Source organism: Faecalimonas umbilicata, from assembly GCF_004346095.1.
Classification (GTDB): domain Bacteria; phylum Bacillota; class Clostridia; order Lachnospirales; family Lachnospiraceae; genus Faecalimonas; species Faecalimonas umbilicata.
Map to the genome: position 1 here is coordinate 14,726 of NZ_SLZV01000025.1, position 17,864 is coordinate 32,589.

General features: G+C 37.9%; 19 protein-coding genes and 1 tRNA gene. 16 read left to right on the forward strand and 4 right to left on the reverse strand.

Going from position 1 to position 17,864, the window contains the following annotated elements; all coding sequences use genetic code 11:
* Positions 1 to 6: 6 nt before the first annotated feature.
* From jag to rsmG, 4 genes are all read left to right on the forward strand, one after another.
* Positions 7 to 807 carry an RNA-binding cell elongation regulator Jag/EloR gene (jag, locus tag EDD74_RS11415; protein ID WP_016441241.1) on the forward strand — a complete coding sequence of 267 codons (801 nt, stop codon included), beginning with the start codon at positions 7 to 9 and terminating at the stop codon, positions 805 to 807.
* A gap of 92 nt (positions 808 to 899) precedes the next feature.
* Positions 900 to 2,276 (forward strand): tRNA uridine-5-carboxymethylaminomethyl(34) synthesis GTPase MnmE, encoded by a 1,377-nt coding sequence (gene mnmE / locus EDD74_RS11420; protein ID WP_116440948.1) that lies wholly within the window; start codon positions 900 to 902, stop codon positions 2,274 to 2,276.
* Positions 2,242 to 4,164, forward strand: a complete 1,923-nt coding sequence (gene mnmG / locus EDD74_RS11425; RefSeq protein WP_116440949.1) for a tRNA uridine-5-carboxymethylaminomethyl(34) synthesis enzyme MnmG — start codon at positions 2,242 to 2,244, stop codon at positions 4,162 to 4,164. Before mnmE ends, mnmG begins: the two co-directional genes overlap by 35 nt.
* Positions 4,151 to 4,873 carry a 16S rRNA (guanine(527)-N(7))-methyltransferase RsmG gene (gene rsmG, locus EDD74_RS11430; RefSeq protein WP_116440950.1) on the forward strand — a complete coding sequence of 241 codons (723 nt, stop codon included), beginning with the start codon at positions 4,151 to 4,153 and terminating at the stop codon, positions 4,871 to 4,873. The genes mnmG and rsmG overlap by 14 nt, the downstream gene beginning before the upstream one ends.
* 142 nt (positions 4,874 to 5,015) lie before the next feature.
* Here rsmG and EDD74_RS11435 read toward each other — a convergent pair whose 3' ends face one another.
* The gene (locus tag EDD74_RS11435) at positions 5,016 to 5,984 is read right to left on the reverse strand and encodes an alpha/beta fold hydrolase (protein WP_116440951.1); all 969 of its coding nucleotides are present in this window, start codon (positions 5,982 to 5,984) and stop codon (positions 5,016 to 5,018) included.
* A 392-nt stretch (positions 5,985 to 6,376) separates the two neighbouring features.
* Between EDD74_RS11435 and EDD74_RS11440 the strand changes: the two genes are divergently transcribed.
* The 11 genes from EDD74_RS11440 to EDD74_RS11490 all read left to right on the forward strand — a co-directional run bounded on the left by EDD74_RS11440 (position 6,377) and on the right by EDD74_RS11490 (position 15,665).
* Positions 6,377 to 7,144, forward strand: a complete 768-nt coding sequence (locus EDD74_RS11440; protein WP_009263542.1) for a ParA family protein — start codon at positions 6,377 to 6,379, stop codon at positions 7,142 to 7,144.
* Complete coding sequence (locus EDD74_RS11445; RefSeq protein ID WP_116440952.1) at positions 7,144 to 8,064, forward strand: ParB/RepB/Spo0J family partition protein; 921 nt, start codon at positions 7,144 to 7,146, stop codon at positions 8,062 to 8,064. The genes EDD74_RS11440 and EDD74_RS11445 overlap by 1 nt, the downstream gene beginning before the upstream one ends.
* 37 nt (positions 8,065 to 8,101) lie before the next feature.
* Complete coding sequence (locus tag EDD74_RS11450) at positions 8,102 to 8,641, forward strand: DUF4446 family protein (RefSeq protein ID WP_008977302.1); 540 nt, start codon at positions 8,102 to 8,104, stop codon at positions 8,639 to 8,641.
* A gap of 21 nt (positions 8,642 to 8,662) precedes the next feature.
* Positions 8,663 to 9,940: a serine--tRNA ligase gene (serS, locus tag EDD74_RS11455; RefSeq protein WP_008977301.1), complete on the forward strand. Its 1,278-nt coding sequence runs from the start codon at positions 8,663 to 8,665 to the stop codon at positions 9,938 to 9,940.
* A gap of 11 nt (positions 9,941 to 9,951) precedes the next feature.
* The gene (locus EDD74_RS11460; protein ID WP_016441246.1) at positions 9,952 to 10,827 is read left to right on the forward strand and encodes a DUF3881 family protein; all 876 of its coding nucleotides are present in this window, start codon (positions 9,952 to 9,954) and stop codon (positions 10,825 to 10,827) included.
* 388 nt (positions 10,828 to 11,215) lie between these two features.
* Positions 11,216 to 11,287, forward strand: a tRNA-Arg gene (locus tag EDD74_RS11465).
* A gap of 407 nt (positions 11,288 to 11,694) precedes the next feature.
* Complete coding sequence (locus EDD74_RS11470) at positions 11,695 to 12,570, forward strand: ParB/RepB/Spo0J family partition protein (RefSeq protein WP_116440953.1); 876 nt, start codon at positions 11,695 to 11,697, stop codon at positions 12,568 to 12,570.
* A 15-nt stretch (positions 12,571 to 12,585) separates the two neighbouring features.
* Positions 12,586 to 13,371 (forward strand): ParA family protein, encoded by a 786-nt coding sequence (locus EDD74_RS11475; RefSeq protein WP_116441382.1) that lies wholly within the window; start codon positions 12,586 to 12,588, stop codon positions 13,369 to 13,371.
* The gene (locus tag EDD74_RS11480) at positions 13,361 to 14,269 is read left to right on the forward strand and encodes a ParB/RepB/Spo0J family partition protein (RefSeq protein WP_116440954.1); all 909 of its coding nucleotides are present in this window, start codon (positions 13,361 to 13,363) and stop codon (positions 14,267 to 14,269) included. The genes EDD74_RS11475 and EDD74_RS11480 overlap by 11 nt, the downstream gene beginning before the upstream one ends.
* A gap of 90 nt (positions 14,270 to 14,359) precedes the next feature.
* Positions 14,360 to 15,358 carry a DUF6017 domain-containing protein gene (locus EDD74_RS11485; protein ID WP_116440955.1) on the forward strand — a complete coding sequence of 333 codons (999 nt, stop codon included), beginning with the start codon at positions 14,360 to 14,362 and terminating at the stop codon, positions 15,356 to 15,358.
* Positions 15,359 to 15,368: 10 nt separating this feature from the next.
* On the forward strand, positions 15,369 to 15,665 hold the full coding sequence (locus EDD74_RS11490) for a hypothetical protein (RefSeq protein ID WP_009461895.1): 297 nt from the start codon (positions 15,369 to 15,371) through the stop codon (positions 15,663 to 15,665).
* 98 nt (positions 15,666 to 15,763) lie between these two features.
* On the opposite strand, the gene EDD74_RS11495 is transcribed toward EDD74_RS11490, so the two are convergent.
* Both EDD74_RS11495 and EDD74_RS11500 read right to left on the reverse strand, forming a co-directional pair.
* A complete protein-coding gene (locus tag EDD74_RS11495; protein ID WP_116440956.1) occupies positions 15,764 to 16,099 on the reverse strand; it encodes a DUF3784 domain-containing protein in 336 nt (111 codons plus the stop codon).
* A 57-nt stretch (positions 16,100 to 16,156) separates the two neighbouring features.
* The gene (locus EDD74_RS11500; protein ID WP_116440957.1) at positions 16,157 to 16,873 is read right to left on the reverse strand and encodes a hypothetical protein; all 717 of its coding nucleotides are present in this window, start codon (positions 16,871 to 16,873) and stop codon (positions 16,157 to 16,159) included.
* A 132-nt stretch (positions 16,874 to 17,005) separates the two neighbouring features.
* On the opposite strand from EDD74_RS11500, the gene EDD74_RS11505 reads away from it, so the two are divergent.
* Entirely contained in the window at positions 17,006 to 17,167 is a 162-nt protein-coding gene (locus EDD74_RS11505) for a type II toxin-antitoxin system antitoxin (protein ID WP_116440958.1), read from the forward strand.
* Positions 17,168 to 17,226: 59 nt separating this feature from the next.
* On the opposite strand, the gene EDD74_RS11510 is transcribed toward EDD74_RS11505, so the two are convergent.
* A complete protein-coding gene (locus EDD74_RS11510) occupies positions 17,227 to 17,742 on the reverse strand; it encodes an ImmA/IrrE family metallo-endopeptidase (protein ID WP_116440959.1) in 516 nt (171 codons plus the stop codon).
* Between the last annotated feature and the right edge of the window lie 122 nt (positions 17,743 to 17,864).

Sequence of the window (17,864 nt, forward strand, 5' to 3'; positions counted from 1 at the left end):
AGAAGAATGGAAGAGATTAGAGTATCCGCAAAGACACTGAGCGATGCGATCACAGAAGCGCTGATTCAGTTAGGGGTGACGAGCGATCAGTTAGAATATGATGTAATCGAAAAAGGAAGTTCCGGATTTCTTGGAATTGGGGCAAAGCAAGCTGTGATCTCAGCTAGAAGAAAAAAGACAGCAGAAGCGCCGGTAGAGCTGGAGGAGATTAAATTCGACAAACCGAAAGTGAAACCGGAACCAAAAAGAGAAGAGAAGCGTCCGCCGGTTCCAGCAAAGAAGGCAGAACGTCCTGCACCAGAAGCAAAGACGGTAGAAAAAGAGGAGCGTTCTTCTGTGAAGGTTACGGAAGAAACAATTCGTGAATCGGAGAAGTTTTTGCAGGATGTCTTGAAGACAATGGATATGGAAGTCAAGATTCATTCCGAAGTAGACAGTGAAGGAACTCTCTGCATTGAACTGGAAGGAGAACATATGGGTATCCTGATCGGTAAAAGAGGTCAGACATTAGATTCCCTTCAGTATTTGACAAATCGTGTGGCAAACAAAACACAGGATGGCTATATTCGTGTAAAGCTGGATACAGAAAATTATCGTGCAAGAAGAAAGGCGACACTGGAGAACCTTGCAAAAAATATTGCACATAAAGTAAAACGTACAAGAAAGCCGGTTTCTTTGGAACCGATGAATCCGTATGAAAGAAGAATCATTCATTCTGTATTACAGTCAGACAAGTATGTGTCAACTCACAGCGAAGGAGAAGAGCCATACAGAAGAGTTGTAATTACACCGTCCAGAAGACAATAACAAAGAAATTCAGGCAGCATTATTTTAATGCTGCCTTTTTTAGAAACTGTTTTGGAAGATGCATAGACAGCAGAAAGGAGAGACAGGAAAATATGATAAAGGATACAATTGCAGCGATCGCAACGGCAATGACAGCTTCTGGAATTGGGATTATCCGAATCAGTGGGGAAGAAGCTTTTGTAATCATTGACCGTATATACAAAGGGAAGAAAAAAGAAAAAAAGCTCTCAAATGAGAAAAGCCACACGATTCATTATGGATACATTATGGATGGAGAAGAGGCGATCGACGAAGTTTTGGTGCTTCTTATGAGAGGGCCGCACAGTTATACCGGAGAGGATACTGTTGAGATTGACTGTCACGGCGGAGTGTACGTAATGAAGCGTATTCTTGAGACTGTGATCAAGTATGGTGCAAGACCGGCAGAGCCGGGAGAGTTTACGAAGCGGGCATTTTTAAATGGAAGATTAGATCTGTCACAGGCAGAAGCGGTGATCGATGTCATACAGTCTAAAAATGAATATGCCTTGAAGAGTTCTGTAAGTCAGTTAAAGGGGTCTGTATTAGAAAAAATATCTGAGATCCGTAAGGAGATTTTATATCACACAGCCTTTATTGAAACAGCGTTGGATGATCCAGAACATATTAGCATTGACGGATATGGGGAAAAGCTTCAGGGAACCGTAGAAAAGCTTCAGGGAGCAATTCGCAGGTTGTTAGAGAGTGCAGATAATGGTAGAATAATCAAGGAAGGAATCCAGACTGTTATTGTAGGAAAGCCAAATGCAGGAAAGTCTTCGCTGTTAAATGTGCTTGCAGGAAAAGAACGGGCGATCGTGACGGATATTGAAGGCACAACAAGGGATATTCTTGAGGAAAATATTCAGATCAATGGGATCTGTTTAAATATCATAGACACAGCAGGGATCCGTGATACAGAAGATATTGTCGAAAAGATCGGGGTCGATAAGGCGAAAGATTATGCAAAGGATGCAGACTTGATCATTTATGTCGTCGATGCATCGCGTGCCCTGGATGAAAATGATGAACAGATTCTTGAGATGATCCGGGAGAAGCAGGCATTGATTCTTTTGAACAAATCGGATCTGGATACTGTTATCACAAAGGAGCTCCTGCAAAAATATACAGAAAAACCGATGATTGAAATATCGGCAAAACAGGAGCATGGGATTGAGAAAGTAGAGCATGCACTGAAAGAGATGTTTTTTGAGGGAAAGGTTTCTTTCAATGACGAAGTATATATTACAAATATTCGACAGAAAACAGCCCTTCAGAATGCTTATGACAGTTTGGAAAAAGTAATTGGAAGTATTGAAAATAACATGCCGGAGGATTTCTATTCCATCGACCTTATGGATGCCTATGAGGCGCTTGGAAGTATCACCGGAGAAACGATAGGAGAAGATTTGGTAAATGAAATATTCAGCAAGTTCTGTATGGGAAAATAAAGACAGATATGGAATCGCCGTGATCGGTGCGGGACATGCAGGATGTGAAGCAGCTCTGGCAGCTGCAAGGCTCGGTGTCAGAACGATCATGTTTACTGTGAGTGTAGATAGTATTGCGTTGATGCCATGTAATCCAAACATTGGAGGAAGTTCGAAAGGTCACCTTGTCAAAGAGGTGGATGCACTTGGAGGAGAGATGGGAAAGGTAATCGACCGTACCTTTATTCAGTCCAAGATGCTGAATAAGTCCAAAGGACCGGCCGTTCATTCCCTGCGTGCACAAGCAGATAAGGCGAGATATAGTACAGAGATGAGAAAGGTGCTGGAGCAGCAGGAGAACCTGGACATCAAGCAGGCGGAAGTTACGGAAATTCTTGTGGAAAATGGAAAAGTGACAGGAGTTAAAACTTTTTCTGGAGCAATTTATCACTGTGATGCGGTAGTACTATGTACTGGAACATATTTGAAATCCAGATGTATTTATGGAGAAGTCAGTGAAAATTGTGGACCGAATGGTCTGAAGGCGGCAAATTATTTAAGTGATTGTCTCAAAGAACTGGGAGTTCAGATGTATCGTTTCAAGACAGGGACACCAGCGCGGATTGACCGTAATTCTATTGACTTTACAAAGATGGAAGAGCAGTTTGGAGATGAGAGAGTAGTTCCTTTTTCCTTTACGACAAACCCGGAGGAAGTACAGATTGATCAGGTGTCATGCTGGCTGACTTATACAAATGAAAGGACGCATGAGATCATCCGGGAGAACCTTGACCGTTCTCCACTATTCTCAGGAATGATTGAGGGAACTGGTCCAAGATATTGTCCTTCCATCGAGGATAAGGTTGTGAAATTTGCAGACAAAGATCGCCATCAGGTATTTATTGAGCCGGAAGGGCTTGACACCAATGAGATGTATATCGGAGGAATGTCCAGTTCTCTTCCGGAGGATGTTCAGTATGAAATGTATCGAAGTGTACCGGGGCTGGAGCATGCAAAGATTGTCCGTAATGCCTATGCGATCGAATATGATTGTATTGATGCCAGACAGCTCTATGCGACGTTGGAATTTAAAAAGATCAGCGGGTTGTTCAGCGGAGGACAATTTAACGGAAGTTCTGGATATGAGGAGGCAGCAGCACAAGGACTTGTGGCAGGTATTAATGCAGCAAGGAAAGTACTTGGAAAAGAGCAGATCATTATAGACCGTTCGCAGGGATATATCGGTGTTCTGATCGATGATCTTGTGACAAAAGAAAGTCATGAACCATATCGGATGATGACATCCAGAGCAGAGTACCGTCTGCTTCTTAGACAGGATAATGCAGATCAGCGTCTGACGGAGATAGGATATCAAGTTGGGTTGATCGATGAGGAGCGCTACCAAAATCTGAAGAAGAAAGAGCGGCAGATTGAAGAGCAGGTAGAACGGCTGGAACATACAAATGTAGGTGCATCCAGACCAGTGCAGGAAGTATTGGAGCAATATGGAAGCACTCCGCTAAAAAATGGAATTACACTGGCAGAGTTAATCCGCCGTCCGGAATTATCTTATGAAGCACTGGAAGCGATTGATCCGGGAAGAACGGAGTTGAGCGAAGAAGTAGTAGAACAGATTAATATTCGTATTAAGTATGATGGTTATATTCGGCGCCAGATGAAGCAGGTAGAGCAGTTCAAAAAATTAGAGACAAAACGGATTCCGGATGCGATCAATTACGATGAAATCGGAAGTCTCCGTATCGAGGCAAAGCAGAAGCTGAATCAATATCGCCCGATTTCAATCGGACAGGCATCTAGAATTTCGGGAGTATCACCGGCAGATATCTCTGTATTGCTTGTATATATGGAAAGTTATGGAAGTAAGAGGGAAAAAGATGAGCAGTCATAAATTTGAAGAGAAGTTAAGTGCATTAGGAATCGTATTGGATGATAGACAAAAAGAACAGTTTGATCTGTTTTATGAGATTCTTGTTGAGTGGAATGAGTTTATGAACCTGACCGGAATCACAGAATACGAGGAAGTGAATGAAAAACATTTTGTAGATTCTGTTTCTATTGTAAAAGCGATGGACATGAAGTCTGTAAAAAGTGTAATTGATGTTGGGACAGGGGCTGGATTTCCGGGGATCCCATTGAAAATAGTGTTTCCGGAGCTGGAAGTTGTGTTGTTAGATTCCTTGAATAAGAGAGTAAAATTCCTCAACGCAGTCATCGAAAAATTGCAGTTGAAAGGGATTCGGGCTATTCATGGGAGAGCAGAAGACTATGCAAAGCAGCAGGAATACAGAGAACAGTTTGATCTCTGTGTGTCCAGAGCAGTGGCAAATCTGGCAACATTGTCAGAATATTGCCTTCCATATGTAAAAAAAGGTGGGGTGTTCCTTCCATATAAATCGGGAGAAATTGACGAGGAAGTTGTGCAGGCAAAGAAAGCAGTTACGATTCTTGGAGGAACTCTCAGAGAAGTGATAAAATTTCAGCTTCCGGGAAGTGAGATTGGAAGATCATTCGTAAAAATTGAAAAAGTAAAACCAACTGCAAAAAAATATCCGAGAAAAGCCGGACTTCCGGCAAAGGAACCGTTGGGGATTTGCTAGACAGCTTAAAAACACAAAAGAAGGACGGAATGAGAAATGAAAATTTCTTGCTTCGTCCTTCTTTGTCTTTTAAAGAAAATTCCTATGGAATCCCATAGAGTAAAAAGTACACTTCACGTTACATTCTATTTTCTAAAGCTTATTAAGACTCTTCTTCCACACCTAGGAACAAATCAATCTGCTCAAGAAGTGTCTGTGGTGTTTCAAGCTGAGGGAAACGTACACTGTCCTTCAATGTTGTAATTTCAATAGATGGAATATAATTTCGGTATTGCTCTGCAATTGCAATATTTTCTCCAGAACCTGTTGAGGCAATGAGAAAGATACTATTATTGATGTTTTTTAGAGCATGAAACATATTAGCATTCGTATAACGTCCAAGGATACTTCCCAGTAGATATTTTCCATGGGAACTATCTAAGTGAGATGATTCATAGTAAGAGTTTTTGATTTCTACATCAAGGGCTTCTGGGTTATGAAAGTTCTCTTCAAAAAAGTTTTGATCTGACAGTCGTTTACTCATCAAAATATTATATAGGAATGTTCCAATAAGAGGAGTCAAAAGTAAGTAGCGCAAAAGTTTTGTCCGTTTGGTTGGGATTGTCGCAAGTGTAGACAGATTCGTCGGATTAATCATCATAATCCGGTCAAAAAGGCTGTCGTCATTTGCACATGCCATTAATACAAAGGAAGAGGAAGTTCCGGTGGCAATCACATCGGTCTTTTCGCCAATAATAGTTTTGATAAAGTCCGTAAGTAGTTGGACATAAAGAAAGTTTGTGTAGGTGAGGTTAGGTTTTTCTGAATGTCCACATCCTAATAAGTCGATAGTATAAACCGTGTTTCGTTTTTTTAAAGACTTTACTAATTTATTCCACTCATGGGAAGAGCTATTTACAGTCAAATCATGAATCAGAAGGATAGGTTTTCCTTCTCCTTGTTTTTTATAAAATATTTTTCCAAATCTCCAATCGAAATAGTGACCGTCCTCTTTACAAAGTAAGTTATCAAGTGTAGATGTAAAAGAAATAATTTTATTGATTGTATAAATTGTTCCAGCTGTCAATGATGCCAGAACAGCTCCCGTTGTAAGTTTCTTTTTCCAACTCATAGAAGAACTCCTTTCGTAGCAATGCCACCGTAAGTGACTTTGTATCATGGTAAATAAGTGATAAGACAGTACATTGTAATTGTACTTTTTCTTATTATTATACTACACAAAGGAAAGCAAGAAAAGATAAAACTTTATTCAAGAGTAAACTCACCAATGGAATGTTTCACGTGAAACATTCACTATCAAAAAGAATAATAAAGTAAAATAAATGAGTAGATAAACTGTTTACCCAATATTTGTAAATAACATAGTAAGATGATTGATGGAAATAAAATGTTTCACGTGAAACATTAGAAGAGAAATAAAATAAATGTTTCACGTGAAACATTGTGTAGATTAAACTTCTTTTTAGTGTTATAATAAAAAAGCAAGAGAAAGGGGACACTAATATGGGAAGAATAATAGCAGTTGCCAATCAGAAGGGCGGCGTAGGAAAAACGACCACAGCTATTAACTTATCCTCATGCTTGAGCGCGTTGGGTAAAAGAGTATTAGCGATAGATATGGATCCACAGGGGAATATGACCAGTGGATTGGGAGTTGATAAAGATAATGTAGAAAAAACGGTATATGATTTGATCATTGGACGGGCGACTGTCGAAGAGTGCCTGTGCAAAGAGGTTTTTGAGAATCTTGATTTGCTTCCTACAAACATTGATCTGTCTGCTGCAGAAATTGAATTAATTGGTGTAGAAAACAAAGAGTTTATCATCCGCGATGAAGTGGCAAAAATCAGAGGAAACTATGACTTTGTAATTGTAGATTGTCCTCCGTCACTGAGTATGTTGACGATTAATGCAATGACAACGGCGGATACTGTTTTAGTTCCGATTCAGTGTGAGTATTATGCATTGGAAGGTTTGAGCCAACTTATGCACACGATTGATCTGGTAAAAGAAAGATTGAATCCAGATTTAGAGATGGAAGGTGTTGTATTCACAATGTATAATGCCAGAACAAATCTGTCGCTTCAGGTAGTAGAAAATGTAAAGGATAATTTGGATCAGACAATTTATAAGACAATTATACCGAGAAATATCAGACTGGCAGAAGCTCCGAGTCATGGATTGCCAATTAATATTTATGACCCAAAATCATCGGGAGCCGAAAGTTATATGCTTCTGGCAGAAGAAGTGATTCATAAAGGAGAAGAGTAATGGCAGTAAAAAGAGGCGGTCTTGGAAAAGGGCTGGACAGTCTGATTCCGGATCATAAAACAAAGGCGAATACGAGCAAAGATAAGGTGAGCGAGCAGGCTTCTGGAAAAGAAAAAACAACAATGCCTGCATCGGGAGAACAAAAAGTAAAAATAACAAAAGTAGAGCCAAATCGTACACAGCCAAGAAAAAATTTTGATGAAGATTCCCTGATCGAATTAGCAGATTCCATCCGGCAATTCGGTGTACTTCAACCACTTCTTGTTCAGAAAAAAGGAGATTATTATGAGATTATTGCCGGAGAAAGAAGATGGCGCGCTGCAAAAATGGCAGGTCTGAAAGAAATTCCCGTAATCATCAGAGAATATTCTCATCAAGAAATGGTAGAGATTGCCTTAATCGAAAATATTCAGAGAGAAAATCTTAATCCGATTGAGGAAGCTCAGGCATTCAAGCGGCTGTTGGAAGAGTTTCAATTAAAACAGGACGAAGTGGCAGAGAGGGTTTCTAAGAGTAGAACAGCAGTTACCAACTCCATGCGTCTTCTGAAGCTTGATGAAAAAGTGCAGCAGATGATCATCGATGATATGATTTCTACAGGACATGCAAGAGCGCTTCTTGCAATTGAAGACAAAGAGCAGCAATATATTCTTGCTAATAAAATTTTTGATGAAAAGCTAAGCGTGCGTGAGACAGAAAAACTTGTAAAAGATTTAAAGAAACCGAAAAAGGAAAAAACGAAAAAGGATACTAGCAATGACTTTATTTATCGGGATCTGGAAGAGAAAATGAGATCGGTGATTGGAACCAAAGTCAGTGTCAATCAGAAATCAAAAGGAAAAGGGAAAATAGAAATCGAATACTATTCTGACGAAGAGTTGGAACATATATTTGAAATGATCATGTCTATCCATCAGTAAAATTTGTACACGAACCATTTGAAAAAAAGGAGGAAATATGGAAGACAGTTTACTATTTCATCTCGGGTTTGATCCGGTGTTCCTTTTGCTTGGACTCCTGATTTTCATTATAATCTTATTTGTGCTTGTCATAAGTATGCATATGAAATATAATCGCTTAAAAAGCAGTTACAATGCATTTATGAAAGGCAAAGATGGAAGGTCAATGGAAAAGAGCATTACAGACCGACTGGATGAAATTGATAATTTATCCCATATGGCAAAGTTAAACCGGCAGAATATAAAAGAAATTTATCGGAGGCTAGAAGGAAATTATCAGAAGATTGGAATTGTCAAGTATGACGCATTTCAGGAAATGGGAGGAAATCTCAGTTTTGTGTTGACATTGCTTGATGCAAATGATAATGGCTTTGTGTTAAATGTAATGCATAGCCGGGAAGGGTGCTATAACTATATTAAGGAGATTGTGAAGGGTGAAAGTTATGTAGAACTGTCATCGGAGGAAACGGAATCATTAGAGAAAGCAATTTTCCAGGAAGCATATGCACTCAAAGATATTGTAGATGTAAAAAAATAGAAGGTATGAGGAGAAAAACAAATGTTAGATATTAAATTTTTAAGAGCAAACCCAGATATTGTAAAACAGAATATTAAAAATAAATTTCAGGACAGTAAGCTTCCACTTGTGGATGAAGTGATCGCACTGGATTTAAGAAACAGAGAGATCAAACAGGAAGTAGAAGCGCTTCGTGCAGAGAAAAATAAAATTTCCAAAATGATCGGAGCATGCATGGCTCAGGGGAAAAAAGAAGAGGCAGAAGAGTATAAGAGACAGGTGTCTGCTCAGGGAGATACCATTGAAAAACTTTCTGTGGAAGAAAAAGAAGTAGAAGAGAAGATTAAGACGATTATGATGACAATTCCAAATATCATTGATCCATCTGTTCCAATCGGAAAAGATGACAGTGAAAATGTGGAATTAGAGAGATATGGAGAGCCGGTCGTGCCAGATTATGAGATTCCGTATCACACAGAAATCATGGAAAAATTTGACGGAATTGATCTGGAAAGTGCAGGAAAGGTAGCAGGAAACGGATTTTATTATCTGATGGGAGATATTGCACGATTACATTCTGCAGTGATTTCTTATGCGCGTGATTTTATGATCGACCGCGGATTTACTTATTGCATCCCGCCATTCATGATTCGCAGTAATGTAGTGACAGGAGTGATGAGCTTTGCGGAGATGGATTCTATGATGTACAAGATTGAAGGAGAAGACTTATATCTGATCGGTACAAGTGAACACTCTATGATCGGAAAATTCATCGATACCATGCTCGATGAGAAGACATTGCCAAGAACGTTAACATCTTATTCTCCATGCTTCCGGAAAGAAAAAGGAGCTCATGGAATCGAGGAAAGAGGAGTGTACCGTATTCACCAGTTTGAAAAACAAGAAATGATCGTTGTATGTAAGCCAGAAGACAGCATGAAATGGTACGATGTGATGTGGAAAAATACAGTAGATCTGTTCCGCTCTCTTGATATTCCGGTTCGTACTCTTGAATGTTGTTCAGGAGATCTTGCTGATCTGAAAGTAAAATCTGTTGATGTAGAGGCATGGTCACCAAGACAACAGAAATATTTTGAAGTTGGAAGCTGCTCAAATCTGGGAGACGCTCAGGCGAGAAGATTGAATATCAGAGTCAAAGGTGAGGACGGAAAATATTTCGCTCATACACTAAATAACACAGTAGTTGCACCACCTAGAATGCTGATTGCTTTTCTGGAGAACAACCTTCAAGCAGACGGTTCTATCAAGATTCCAGCTGCATTACAACCGTATATGGGTGGTAAGACAGAAATCAAATAGAGGAAAAAAACGTGCATCAATATTTAAAAGCAATCGGATTTGACCATCTGAAAACGAAAAAAGATCTGAAAGAAGTTCTGAGAGATACAAAGGAAAACTTTACAAGTCACGAAGAAACTGCAAATATAGAAGGAGAAATAGTTTGTGAATATAAGAAAGAATATTCTGAAGCTATGGGAATCATTATGTGCGGGGACTACGATGGCGAAGAATTTGAGATGGAATACTACTTCCCTTATTTAAAGGGAAGTGGTATTACTTCTTATGAAGATATCATTGTGGAAAAGAGAATGGACAGAGACATGTACCTGGGTGTATGTGAGGATGTGCGGGTTGGAATCAGTCTGATATTTCATCTGATCAATGGGATGGAGTACCGTCAAGTGAAAAACTCGGGAGGAGTTTCTAAAAAATCTACTTCTCTGACACTTTCGGCTATGGCGCTTTCAGGAAGTATTTTACTGCCGATTAAGAAAAATGATTATCAGCTTCAGAGCCAACAGGAAGAGGCAAGAAACCGTATGATGCTTTTGAGTGCGGCAAAAAGTGGTGACGAGAAAGCGATGGAGACATTGACATTAGAGGATATGGACACTTACTCCAAAGTTTCCAAAAAGTTGATGACAAATGATGTCTATACAATTGTGGATACATATTTTATGCCATATGGTGCAGAATGTGACCAGTATTCTATTTTGGGAGAGATTTTAAAGATTCGTTCCTGTAGAAATGAGAGAACCGGCACAGAACTTTATGTATTTACGATGGATGTCAATGAACTGCAGTTTGACGTTTGCGTACCGAAAAATAGTATTTTCGGAGTGCCGGAAGTAGGGCGGAGATTTAAAGCGAATATATGGCTGCAGGGGATAATTAATTTCCAGTAAATGAGAAGAAAAGCAGATAAAAAGTTTCAAAAGTTTCAAAATAGGTATTTCAAAATCAGAGATTATTTGGTATACTAATAACAGTGTGAAAAAACATATTGCTTTGTTTCGGCAAAGCAGATGCATGTTTCCTTAGTTAAATGGATATAACAAGTGCCTCCTAAGGAGGAACCAAGGTTATCACTTCCTGAAAAAACTTTTGGGTTCAAATCTAGTTAAGAAGAGTAAAAATTGACACGAAGGTATTGCCCTAAAAGGGGAGTGCTTTGATGTCACCAACATGAAAAATAATAGTAATTAACAGCTTGAAAAAAGCTGATAATTAAATAAAGGTTGCCATTACCAAAAAGCCGGAAAACCGCGTGTTTTCAAGGAAAAATGGCATTTTGTCTCGTTAGTTAAATGGATATAACATGGTCCTCCTAAGACTAAATTATAGGTTCGATTCCTATACGAGACGGCCAGTCAAAAGCGTTCGATTATTAGCAGAAATGCAAATAATGGGGCGCTTTTTTGATAAGAAAAATGCATGATTTTATTGCTTTGAGGATGATTTTCAGCTAATACAATGAAATAATTGTTAGCTGGCAGCTAATAAAAAATAGCGTTTTGCAAACAGACTGTATCAGAGATATTGCTAACATTTGGGGAAGTATCTGTTGTCACCAGTGATTTAGGGATGTAAAATACAGTAAATAAAAGGAAAAATCCTTTGCAGAATATAATTTGCAAACATATATTAGCTGAAACAATGGAGAAATATATTAGCTGTAGCTAATAGGAAACGAGATGCTCGTTTGGAACTGATTTCAAAAATAATCGGATCCAGACGAGCATTTTTTAGTCTGACCGAAGAAGGAGGAAATAATGACTGAAGTAACGAAAGAATTTATCCAGAAGAATGAAAAAGAGAAGATCATTGAAATTGAGATTGAAAGACTTCGTTCATTTAAAAATCATCCTTTTCAAGTGAAAGATGATAATGAGATGCATTTATTAAAAGAAAGTATTGAGAAGTATGGAATTCTCACTCCGTTGATTGTCAGACCTGTGCCGGATGGAGTTTACGAGATTATAGCGGGACACAGGAGAAGACATGCTGCTGAGTTACTGGGATATCGAAAAGTACCGGTAATAATTCGTGTAATGAATGAAGATGAAGCTATTTTGAATATGGTAGATTCCAATCTGCACAGAGAAAAAATCAGTTTTAGTGAAAAGGCTTTTGCTTACAAAATGAAAAATGATGTACTGAAAAGAAAATCGGGCAGGAAAAAAGGCCAAATAGACCACAAAACGAAAAAGAAGAGAACAGTGGAGATTATCAGTGAAGAATGTGGTGATAGTCCGAAACAGGTACAACGGTATATTTCATTAACGAAACTAATACCGGAGTTTTTACAAAAATTGGATGATGAATTGATATCTTTTAATCCGGCAGTTGAAATTTCAGCGTTGAAGGAAGAACAGCAAAAACAATTGTTGGAAGCTATGGATTATGCTCAGGCTGTTCCATCTATATCACAGGCACAACGAATTAAAAAGTTAAGTAAAGAAAACCAACTTACATTAGAAAAGATGCAGGAAATTATGAGTGAGATAAAAAAAGGTGAGATCACGAGAGTTGCTTTTACAAATGAGCAGCTTCACAAATATTTTCCAAGCAGATACACACCCGCCATGATGAAACGAGAAATTATAGCATTATTGAAAATCTGGCAGAATGAAAATTGGGAGAAATAAATGGAGGAAAACAGTATGTGTAGAGTAATTTCAGTAGCAAACCAGAAAGGCGGAGTTGCAAAAAGTACAACGACTTTAAATCTTGGGGTAGGATTGGCAAGACAAGAAAAAAAAGTGTTATTGATTGATGCGGATCCACAGGGAAGTTTAACTGCAAGTCTTGGATATGTAGAACCGGATGATATTGGAACTACACTTGCAACTATTATGATGAATATTATCAATGACGAGGAAATTGCTGAGGAAGAAGGCGTTTTACATCATGAGGAACAAGTGGATCTCCTACCGGCTAATATTGAGTTATCTGCTTTGGAAGTAACCATGAGTAATGTAATGAGCAGAGAACTGATCATGAAGGAATATATTGATACGATGCGATCACGATACGATTATATTTTGATTGATTGTATGCCGAGTTTAGGAATGATGACTATCAATGCTTTAGTAGCTTCTGATACGGTTCTGATACCTGTACAAGCTGCATATCTGCCGGTTAAAGGACTTCAACAGTTGATCAGGACTATTTCTATGGTAAAGAAGAGATTGAACCGGAAGCTGACGATACAGGGAATTCTTTTGACAATGGTGGATTTTCGTACTAATTACGCCAAAGATATTGCTTCCAGAGTGAGAGAAACTTATGGATCTAAGATTTCTATCTTTGAAAATGTCATTCCACTATCAGTTAAGGTAGCTGAAGCAAGTGCGGAAGGAAAAAGTATTTATTGTCATTGTCCAAATGGAAAAGTATCTATGGCTTATGAAAAGCTGACGCAGGAGGTTTTGGAAAATGAAAAGTAGAAGTGGAGAAAAAATCAAATTGACAAGCATTGATGAATTGCTAGGAGTAGTCAATGAAGAGTCTGCAATGGAAATAGAAATCAACAGAATACATGCATTTAAAGATCATCCTTTCAAAGTATTGGATGATGAAAAGATGGCAGATTTAGTAGAGAGTGTAAAGATCTACGGAGTATTGACACCAGTTTTGTTACGGTCTGATGGTGAAAATGGATATGAGATGATCTCAGGTCATCGAAGAATGCACGCGGCTGTTATAGCTGGGTTGGAAACAATTCCTGCAATTGTTAGAGAGTTGTCAGATGATGATGCGGTCATTGCTATGGTAGATGCCAATATCCAACGGGAAGAGTTACTTCCGAGTGAAAAAGCATTTGCTTATAGGATGAAGTTGGATGCAATGAAACATCAGGGATATAGGACAGATATAACTTCTGGTCAAAATGGCCAGAAGTCGAAAGGAGTTGTTTCAAGAGACATTTTAGCAGAGCAGGTTGGAGAGAGTACAAGAAATGTTCAGCGCTATATTCGCCTTACAGAATTGATTCCAGAATTATTAGATATGGTAGATGTAAAGAAATTGAACTTTACCATTGCTGTTGATATTTCCTACATTGAAAAGGAAATACAGAAATGGATCTACGAGTATATCCGAGATACAGGATTTATTAAACCAAAGCAGATTACAGCTTTGAGAAAACAGTTGGAAGAAGGATCGGTGAATCAGGGATTTATGATCTCGATTTTCAATAGCTGCATTGCGGTAAAAGCACCGGAACGAAAAGTGGTGTTATCAGGAAAGAAGCTCACAAAATATTTTCCGGAAGATTATTCGGAAGCGGATATGGAAAAGGTGATTGAGGCATTGCTGGAACAATGGAAAAGAGAACAGGAATAAGGGGTGTAAAAATAAGATAACCCAAAGAAAGAAGAGATACAGAAGTTTAAAAAAAGGACTTCTATGAGAGAAAGGAAGGGAGGAAGATACATGGACAAAAAAATGAATTTTAAATATTTTTATGGAACAGAAGCAGATCAGTTTAGTTTTTACAGAATACCCAAAGCTCTATTTACCAATGAGTGCTTCAAGGATCTTTCCAGTGATGCGAAGATTTTATACGGTTTGATGCTGGACAGAATGTCTTTATCCATTAAGAATCAGTGGTTTGATGAAGAAAATCGGGCATATATCTATTTTTCCATTGAAGATATCATGGAATTATTGAATTGTGGCAGAAATAAAGCGGTGAAATCTCTTCAGGAGCTGGATGATGAAAAAGGGATCGGTTTGATTGAAAAGCGCAGGCAGGGCTTTGGAAAAGTTACGATCATCTATGTAAAATCATTTATTCAGGAGGGGTGTGAGGAAGAGAAAAAAGAAAAATCAAAGATGGTGAAGTTTACAAATCAAACTTCTGTAGAGGAAGAAGAGACAGAAGAAGTTTACATTTCAAACTTCAAGAAGTCCCAAAAACAAACTTCAAGAAGTCCCGAAAATAAACTTCAAGAAGTTTACATTTCAAACTCTAATAATACTAATATTAACAATACTAATCTTAGTGAGAATAAATCTAATCATATCGTATCTGCAGATGGGATAGGATCCGAAGAGGATGAGATGGAAACATTACATGCGTATCAATCTCTGATCAAAGAAAACCTGGATTATGATTCTCTGTTAGTGAGTCATCCTCATGACAAAAATCAGATTGATGAAATTGTGGATCTGATCGTAGAGACTGTCATGTGTAAGAGCGATAAAGTATTGATTGCAAGCAACTGGTATTCAGGAGCTTTGGTAAGGGGAAAATTCATGAAGCTGGATTATTCGCATGTAGAGTATGTGCTGCATTGTCTGGAAGGAAATACGAGTAAAATTAAGAATATCAAGAAATATTTACTTGCGGCATTGTTCAATGCTCCTTCAACGATAAGTGGATATTACCGAGCAGAAGTAAATCATGATATGCCGTGGCTAGCAAGATAGGAGGACAGATATGGGTATTTTAAAAGTGGCAGGAAAAGTGTTATTGATTCCATTGTGGTTTATCATTTCGATCATAGGTGCCGGAGTGAAGCTATTAGTACATATGGTGGCAGTCGCAAAAAAAATATTGGGATTTGGAATTATGGCGTTGTTCATTGGAACAGTAATCTGTTATCAAGACTGGCTACAGGCAGCTTTTCTGGCTTGTATGGGAGGTGTTCTGATCTTTATCTTATTTGCCGGAGAATTTATAGATACTGTAATCGACTTACTTAGAGAAAAAATATGTACATTGATTTTAGGTTAAGAAAAGATGACAGTTAAAGTAGCCTTAGTGATTTCAGATAAAAATTATAGAGCCTCTCCTTCAGGGAAAGGCTCTATAAGAAAAGTCCAAACTGGGATTTATTTCAATAAATATTTTTTAAACGCTTTGTGATTATCAAAGTGAACTTCTTTAAAAAATAAAACGAGCCAAATAATAAAAGCTGGAATGGACATATATGGTGTTAAAAAATAAGATGATGTTGCTCCTATTAACATTATGCCAGCCCATGTAAAACATTGATTTCTTATATCACGAGAAATATGAGCTTTATCATACAATTCCTGTTCTCCTTTCGGCAACGAATTAAATCCCGAAACAAATTTAGCCGCCTTTTCTTTAAATATTGCAAATAACACTCCTATAATTATAAATGGAATAACCAACACTCCACATAGCCAAAATCCTATATTCATACTATATTCCTCCTTCACAACTTCTGATTTGTCGTTTTTTTCAGTATATCATAATTTTTATCTTTCCGGTAGATAAAAGGCTTTTGTTTCTACGGAATTGTCTTCAAACTCCATTTCCACATAATAATCCCGGATGAAAATTGATCGGTAATAATCTTGTAAGGAATAGATATCAAGAGTTTTAAAATCGACCAAACACAGCGGGATTGGTTCTTTCTTTTCATTTTTATATTTCCAATATTCTAAGGAAGCAGCAACTTTATCAAGGCAACTTTGGCAGAGATGATCCGTTAGATTTCTTTTGTTCAATTTATAGTTTTCCGGTAACGTGATATCTATCTCAGCCATTCCTCTGGAAACATCTCCATGAGAGGAATAGGTGATTTCGCCTGTGTTTCCAAAAAGCATATTTGAACTGGTCTTATTTAATATTTCATTTCCGCTTTCATCATATGCTTTTAGTTGGAAATCTAAGACGTGCCAATCATTAAGAGAAATCAGTCCAACCGTATCAAACTTTCGATAATAGTCCATCATACTATAATCAGAACTTCCACATAAATAGCATGTAGAGATATCTTTCAGGCTTGATTGCAGATCGTCAAAGGTTATTTCTATCCGTTCTTTTGGGGCGTCTGCTTTCAGGGAATGTGTTAGAAAAATACCGTGATGTTGATGGATAGCATAACCGATGAGAAAGGATACAGCTAATAGGATGGTGCACCAGAATAAATCTTTCCTGATATGATAATATTTTTTTCTTTTTTCATACATGATTGAATTCCTCCGTGAAAAAATATAGTGTACTTAAAATAAGTCCATTTAAAACATTCTACCATTATTTGTACTTAAAATGAACTTGAAATATGAACTTAATATGTACTTATAGAGATGGAGAGAATGATCATGGAGAAAGAGAAGCATTTAGGATTACGGATTGATGCTGAAACGCATAAAAAACTGAAAAGCCTGGCAGAATTTGAAGGGCGTTCGATCAATGGAGAAGTGTTATATTTAATACGTCAGGCAATCATAGAATTTGAAAATAAGCATGGAGAACTGAAATAAAAGAATCTTCACATATGGATACAAGAAAAGCCCGTTCGGTTGTATGGAACGGGCAAATTTTATTTAGCCAGGAAATTGCTCTGTATTTCCAGTGGCATATTGTAGTTCTGACCACGCTTGATCAGACTGTATAACTTGAAGCTCATGAGTTCCGGACTGGAGTTTAAGCAGCTACAGAGCCCGAAATAGTTCAGATCTTCGTTCTTTGACAGGTCTGCGATTTCTTTATCATCCAGGATAAGATCTGCAGCGAAAAGGTTCGCTTCGTATTCCGTATTATCCCTCATGTTATATAAGACATCATCTTTCATCGGCGCCATTTTGAGCTGAGAACGATGCAGAATAATGTGACCGAGTTCGTGGGCGGCAACAATCTTTTTCTCTTCCTCAGAGAGAAAACTGCTTACCATAACATAAATGGTCTGGCAGCTCAGGAAACAGTATCCTTTTAATTTTTCGTAGCGGTCTGTTTCTCCAACGATCACATTCATTTCTTCCAGTATTTCAAAAGGATCCCTGGTCTTGAACTTTTTTACAAGTTTTTCTACTTTGTTGTAAATATATGAATTCCCCAAATATATCACCTCGTGTATGAATCAAACAGAAGCGGGTAATGTTACTTCTGACAATAAAACTATATCCTTGTAAATGTCAATATAAAAATGCTCAAAAAGTGGAAAATAAAAATGTACATTTT

Excerpts from the sequence above, each read along its gene's own strand:
- jag (WP_016441241.1), top strand. The coding sequence starts at position 7 with ATGGAAGAGATTAGAGTATCCGCAAAGACACTGAGCGATGCGATCACA.
- mnmE (WP_116440948.1), top strand. The coding sequence starts at position 900 with ATGATAAAGGATACAATTGCAGCGATCGCAACGGCAATGACAGCTTCT.
- mnmG (WP_116440949.1), top strand. The coding sequence starts at position 2,242 with ATGAAATATTCAGCAAGTTCTGTATGGGAAAATAAAGACAGATATGGA.
- rsmG (WP_116440950.1), top strand. The coding sequence starts at position 4,151 with ATGAGCAGTCATAAATTTGAAGAGAAGTTAAGTGCATTAGGAATCGTA.
- EDD74_RS11435 (WP_116440951.1), bottom strand. The coding sequence starts at position 5,984 with ATGAGTTGGAAAAAGAAACTTACAACGGGAGCTGTTCTGGCATCATTG.
- EDD74_RS11440 (WP_009263542.1), top strand. The coding sequence starts at position 6,377 with ATGGGAAGAATAATAGCAGTTGCCAATCAGAAGGGCGGCGTAGGAAAA.
- EDD74_RS11445 (WP_116440952.1), top strand. The coding sequence starts at position 7,144 with ATGGCAGTAAAAAGAGGCGGTCTTGGAAAAGGGCTGGACAGTCTGATT.
- EDD74_RS11450 (WP_008977302.1), top strand. The coding sequence starts at position 8,102 with ATGGAAGACAGTTTACTATTTCATCTCGGGTTTGATCCGGTGTTCCTT.
- serS (WP_008977301.1), top strand. The coding sequence starts at position 8,663 with ATGTTAGATATTAAATTTTTAAGAGCAAACCCAGATATTGTAAAACAG.
- EDD74_RS11470 (WP_116440953.1), top strand. The coding sequence starts at position 11,695 with ATGACTGAAGTAACGAAAGAATTTATCCAGAAGAATGAAAAAGAGAAG.
- EDD74_RS11475 (WP_116441382.1), top strand. The coding sequence starts at position 12,586 with ATGTGTAGAGTAATTTCAGTAGCAAACCAGAAAGGCGGAGTTGCAAAA.
- EDD74_RS11480 (WP_116440954.1), top strand. The coding sequence starts at position 13,361 with ATGAAAAGTAGAAGTGGAGAAAAAATCAAATTGACAAGCATTGATGAA.
- EDD74_RS11485 (WP_116440955.1), top strand. The coding sequence starts at position 14,360 with ATGGACAAAAAAATGAATTTTAAATATTTTTATGGAACAGAAGCAGAT.
- EDD74_RS11490 (WP_009461895.1), top strand. The coding sequence starts at position 15,369 with ATGGGTATTTTAAAAGTGGCAGGAAAAGTGTTATTGATTCCATTGTGG.
- EDD74_RS11495 (WP_116440956.1), bottom strand. The coding sequence starts at position 16,099 with ATGAATATAGGATTTTGGCTATGTGGAGTGTTGGTTATTCCATTTATA.
- EDD74_RS11500 (WP_116440957.1), bottom strand. The coding sequence starts at position 16,873 with ATGTATGAAAAAAGAAAAAAATATTATCATATCAGGAAAGATTTATTC.
- EDD74_RS11505 (WP_116440958.1), top strand. The coding sequence starts at position 17,006 with ATGGAGAAAGAGAAGCATTTAGGATTACGGATTGATGCTGAAACGCAT.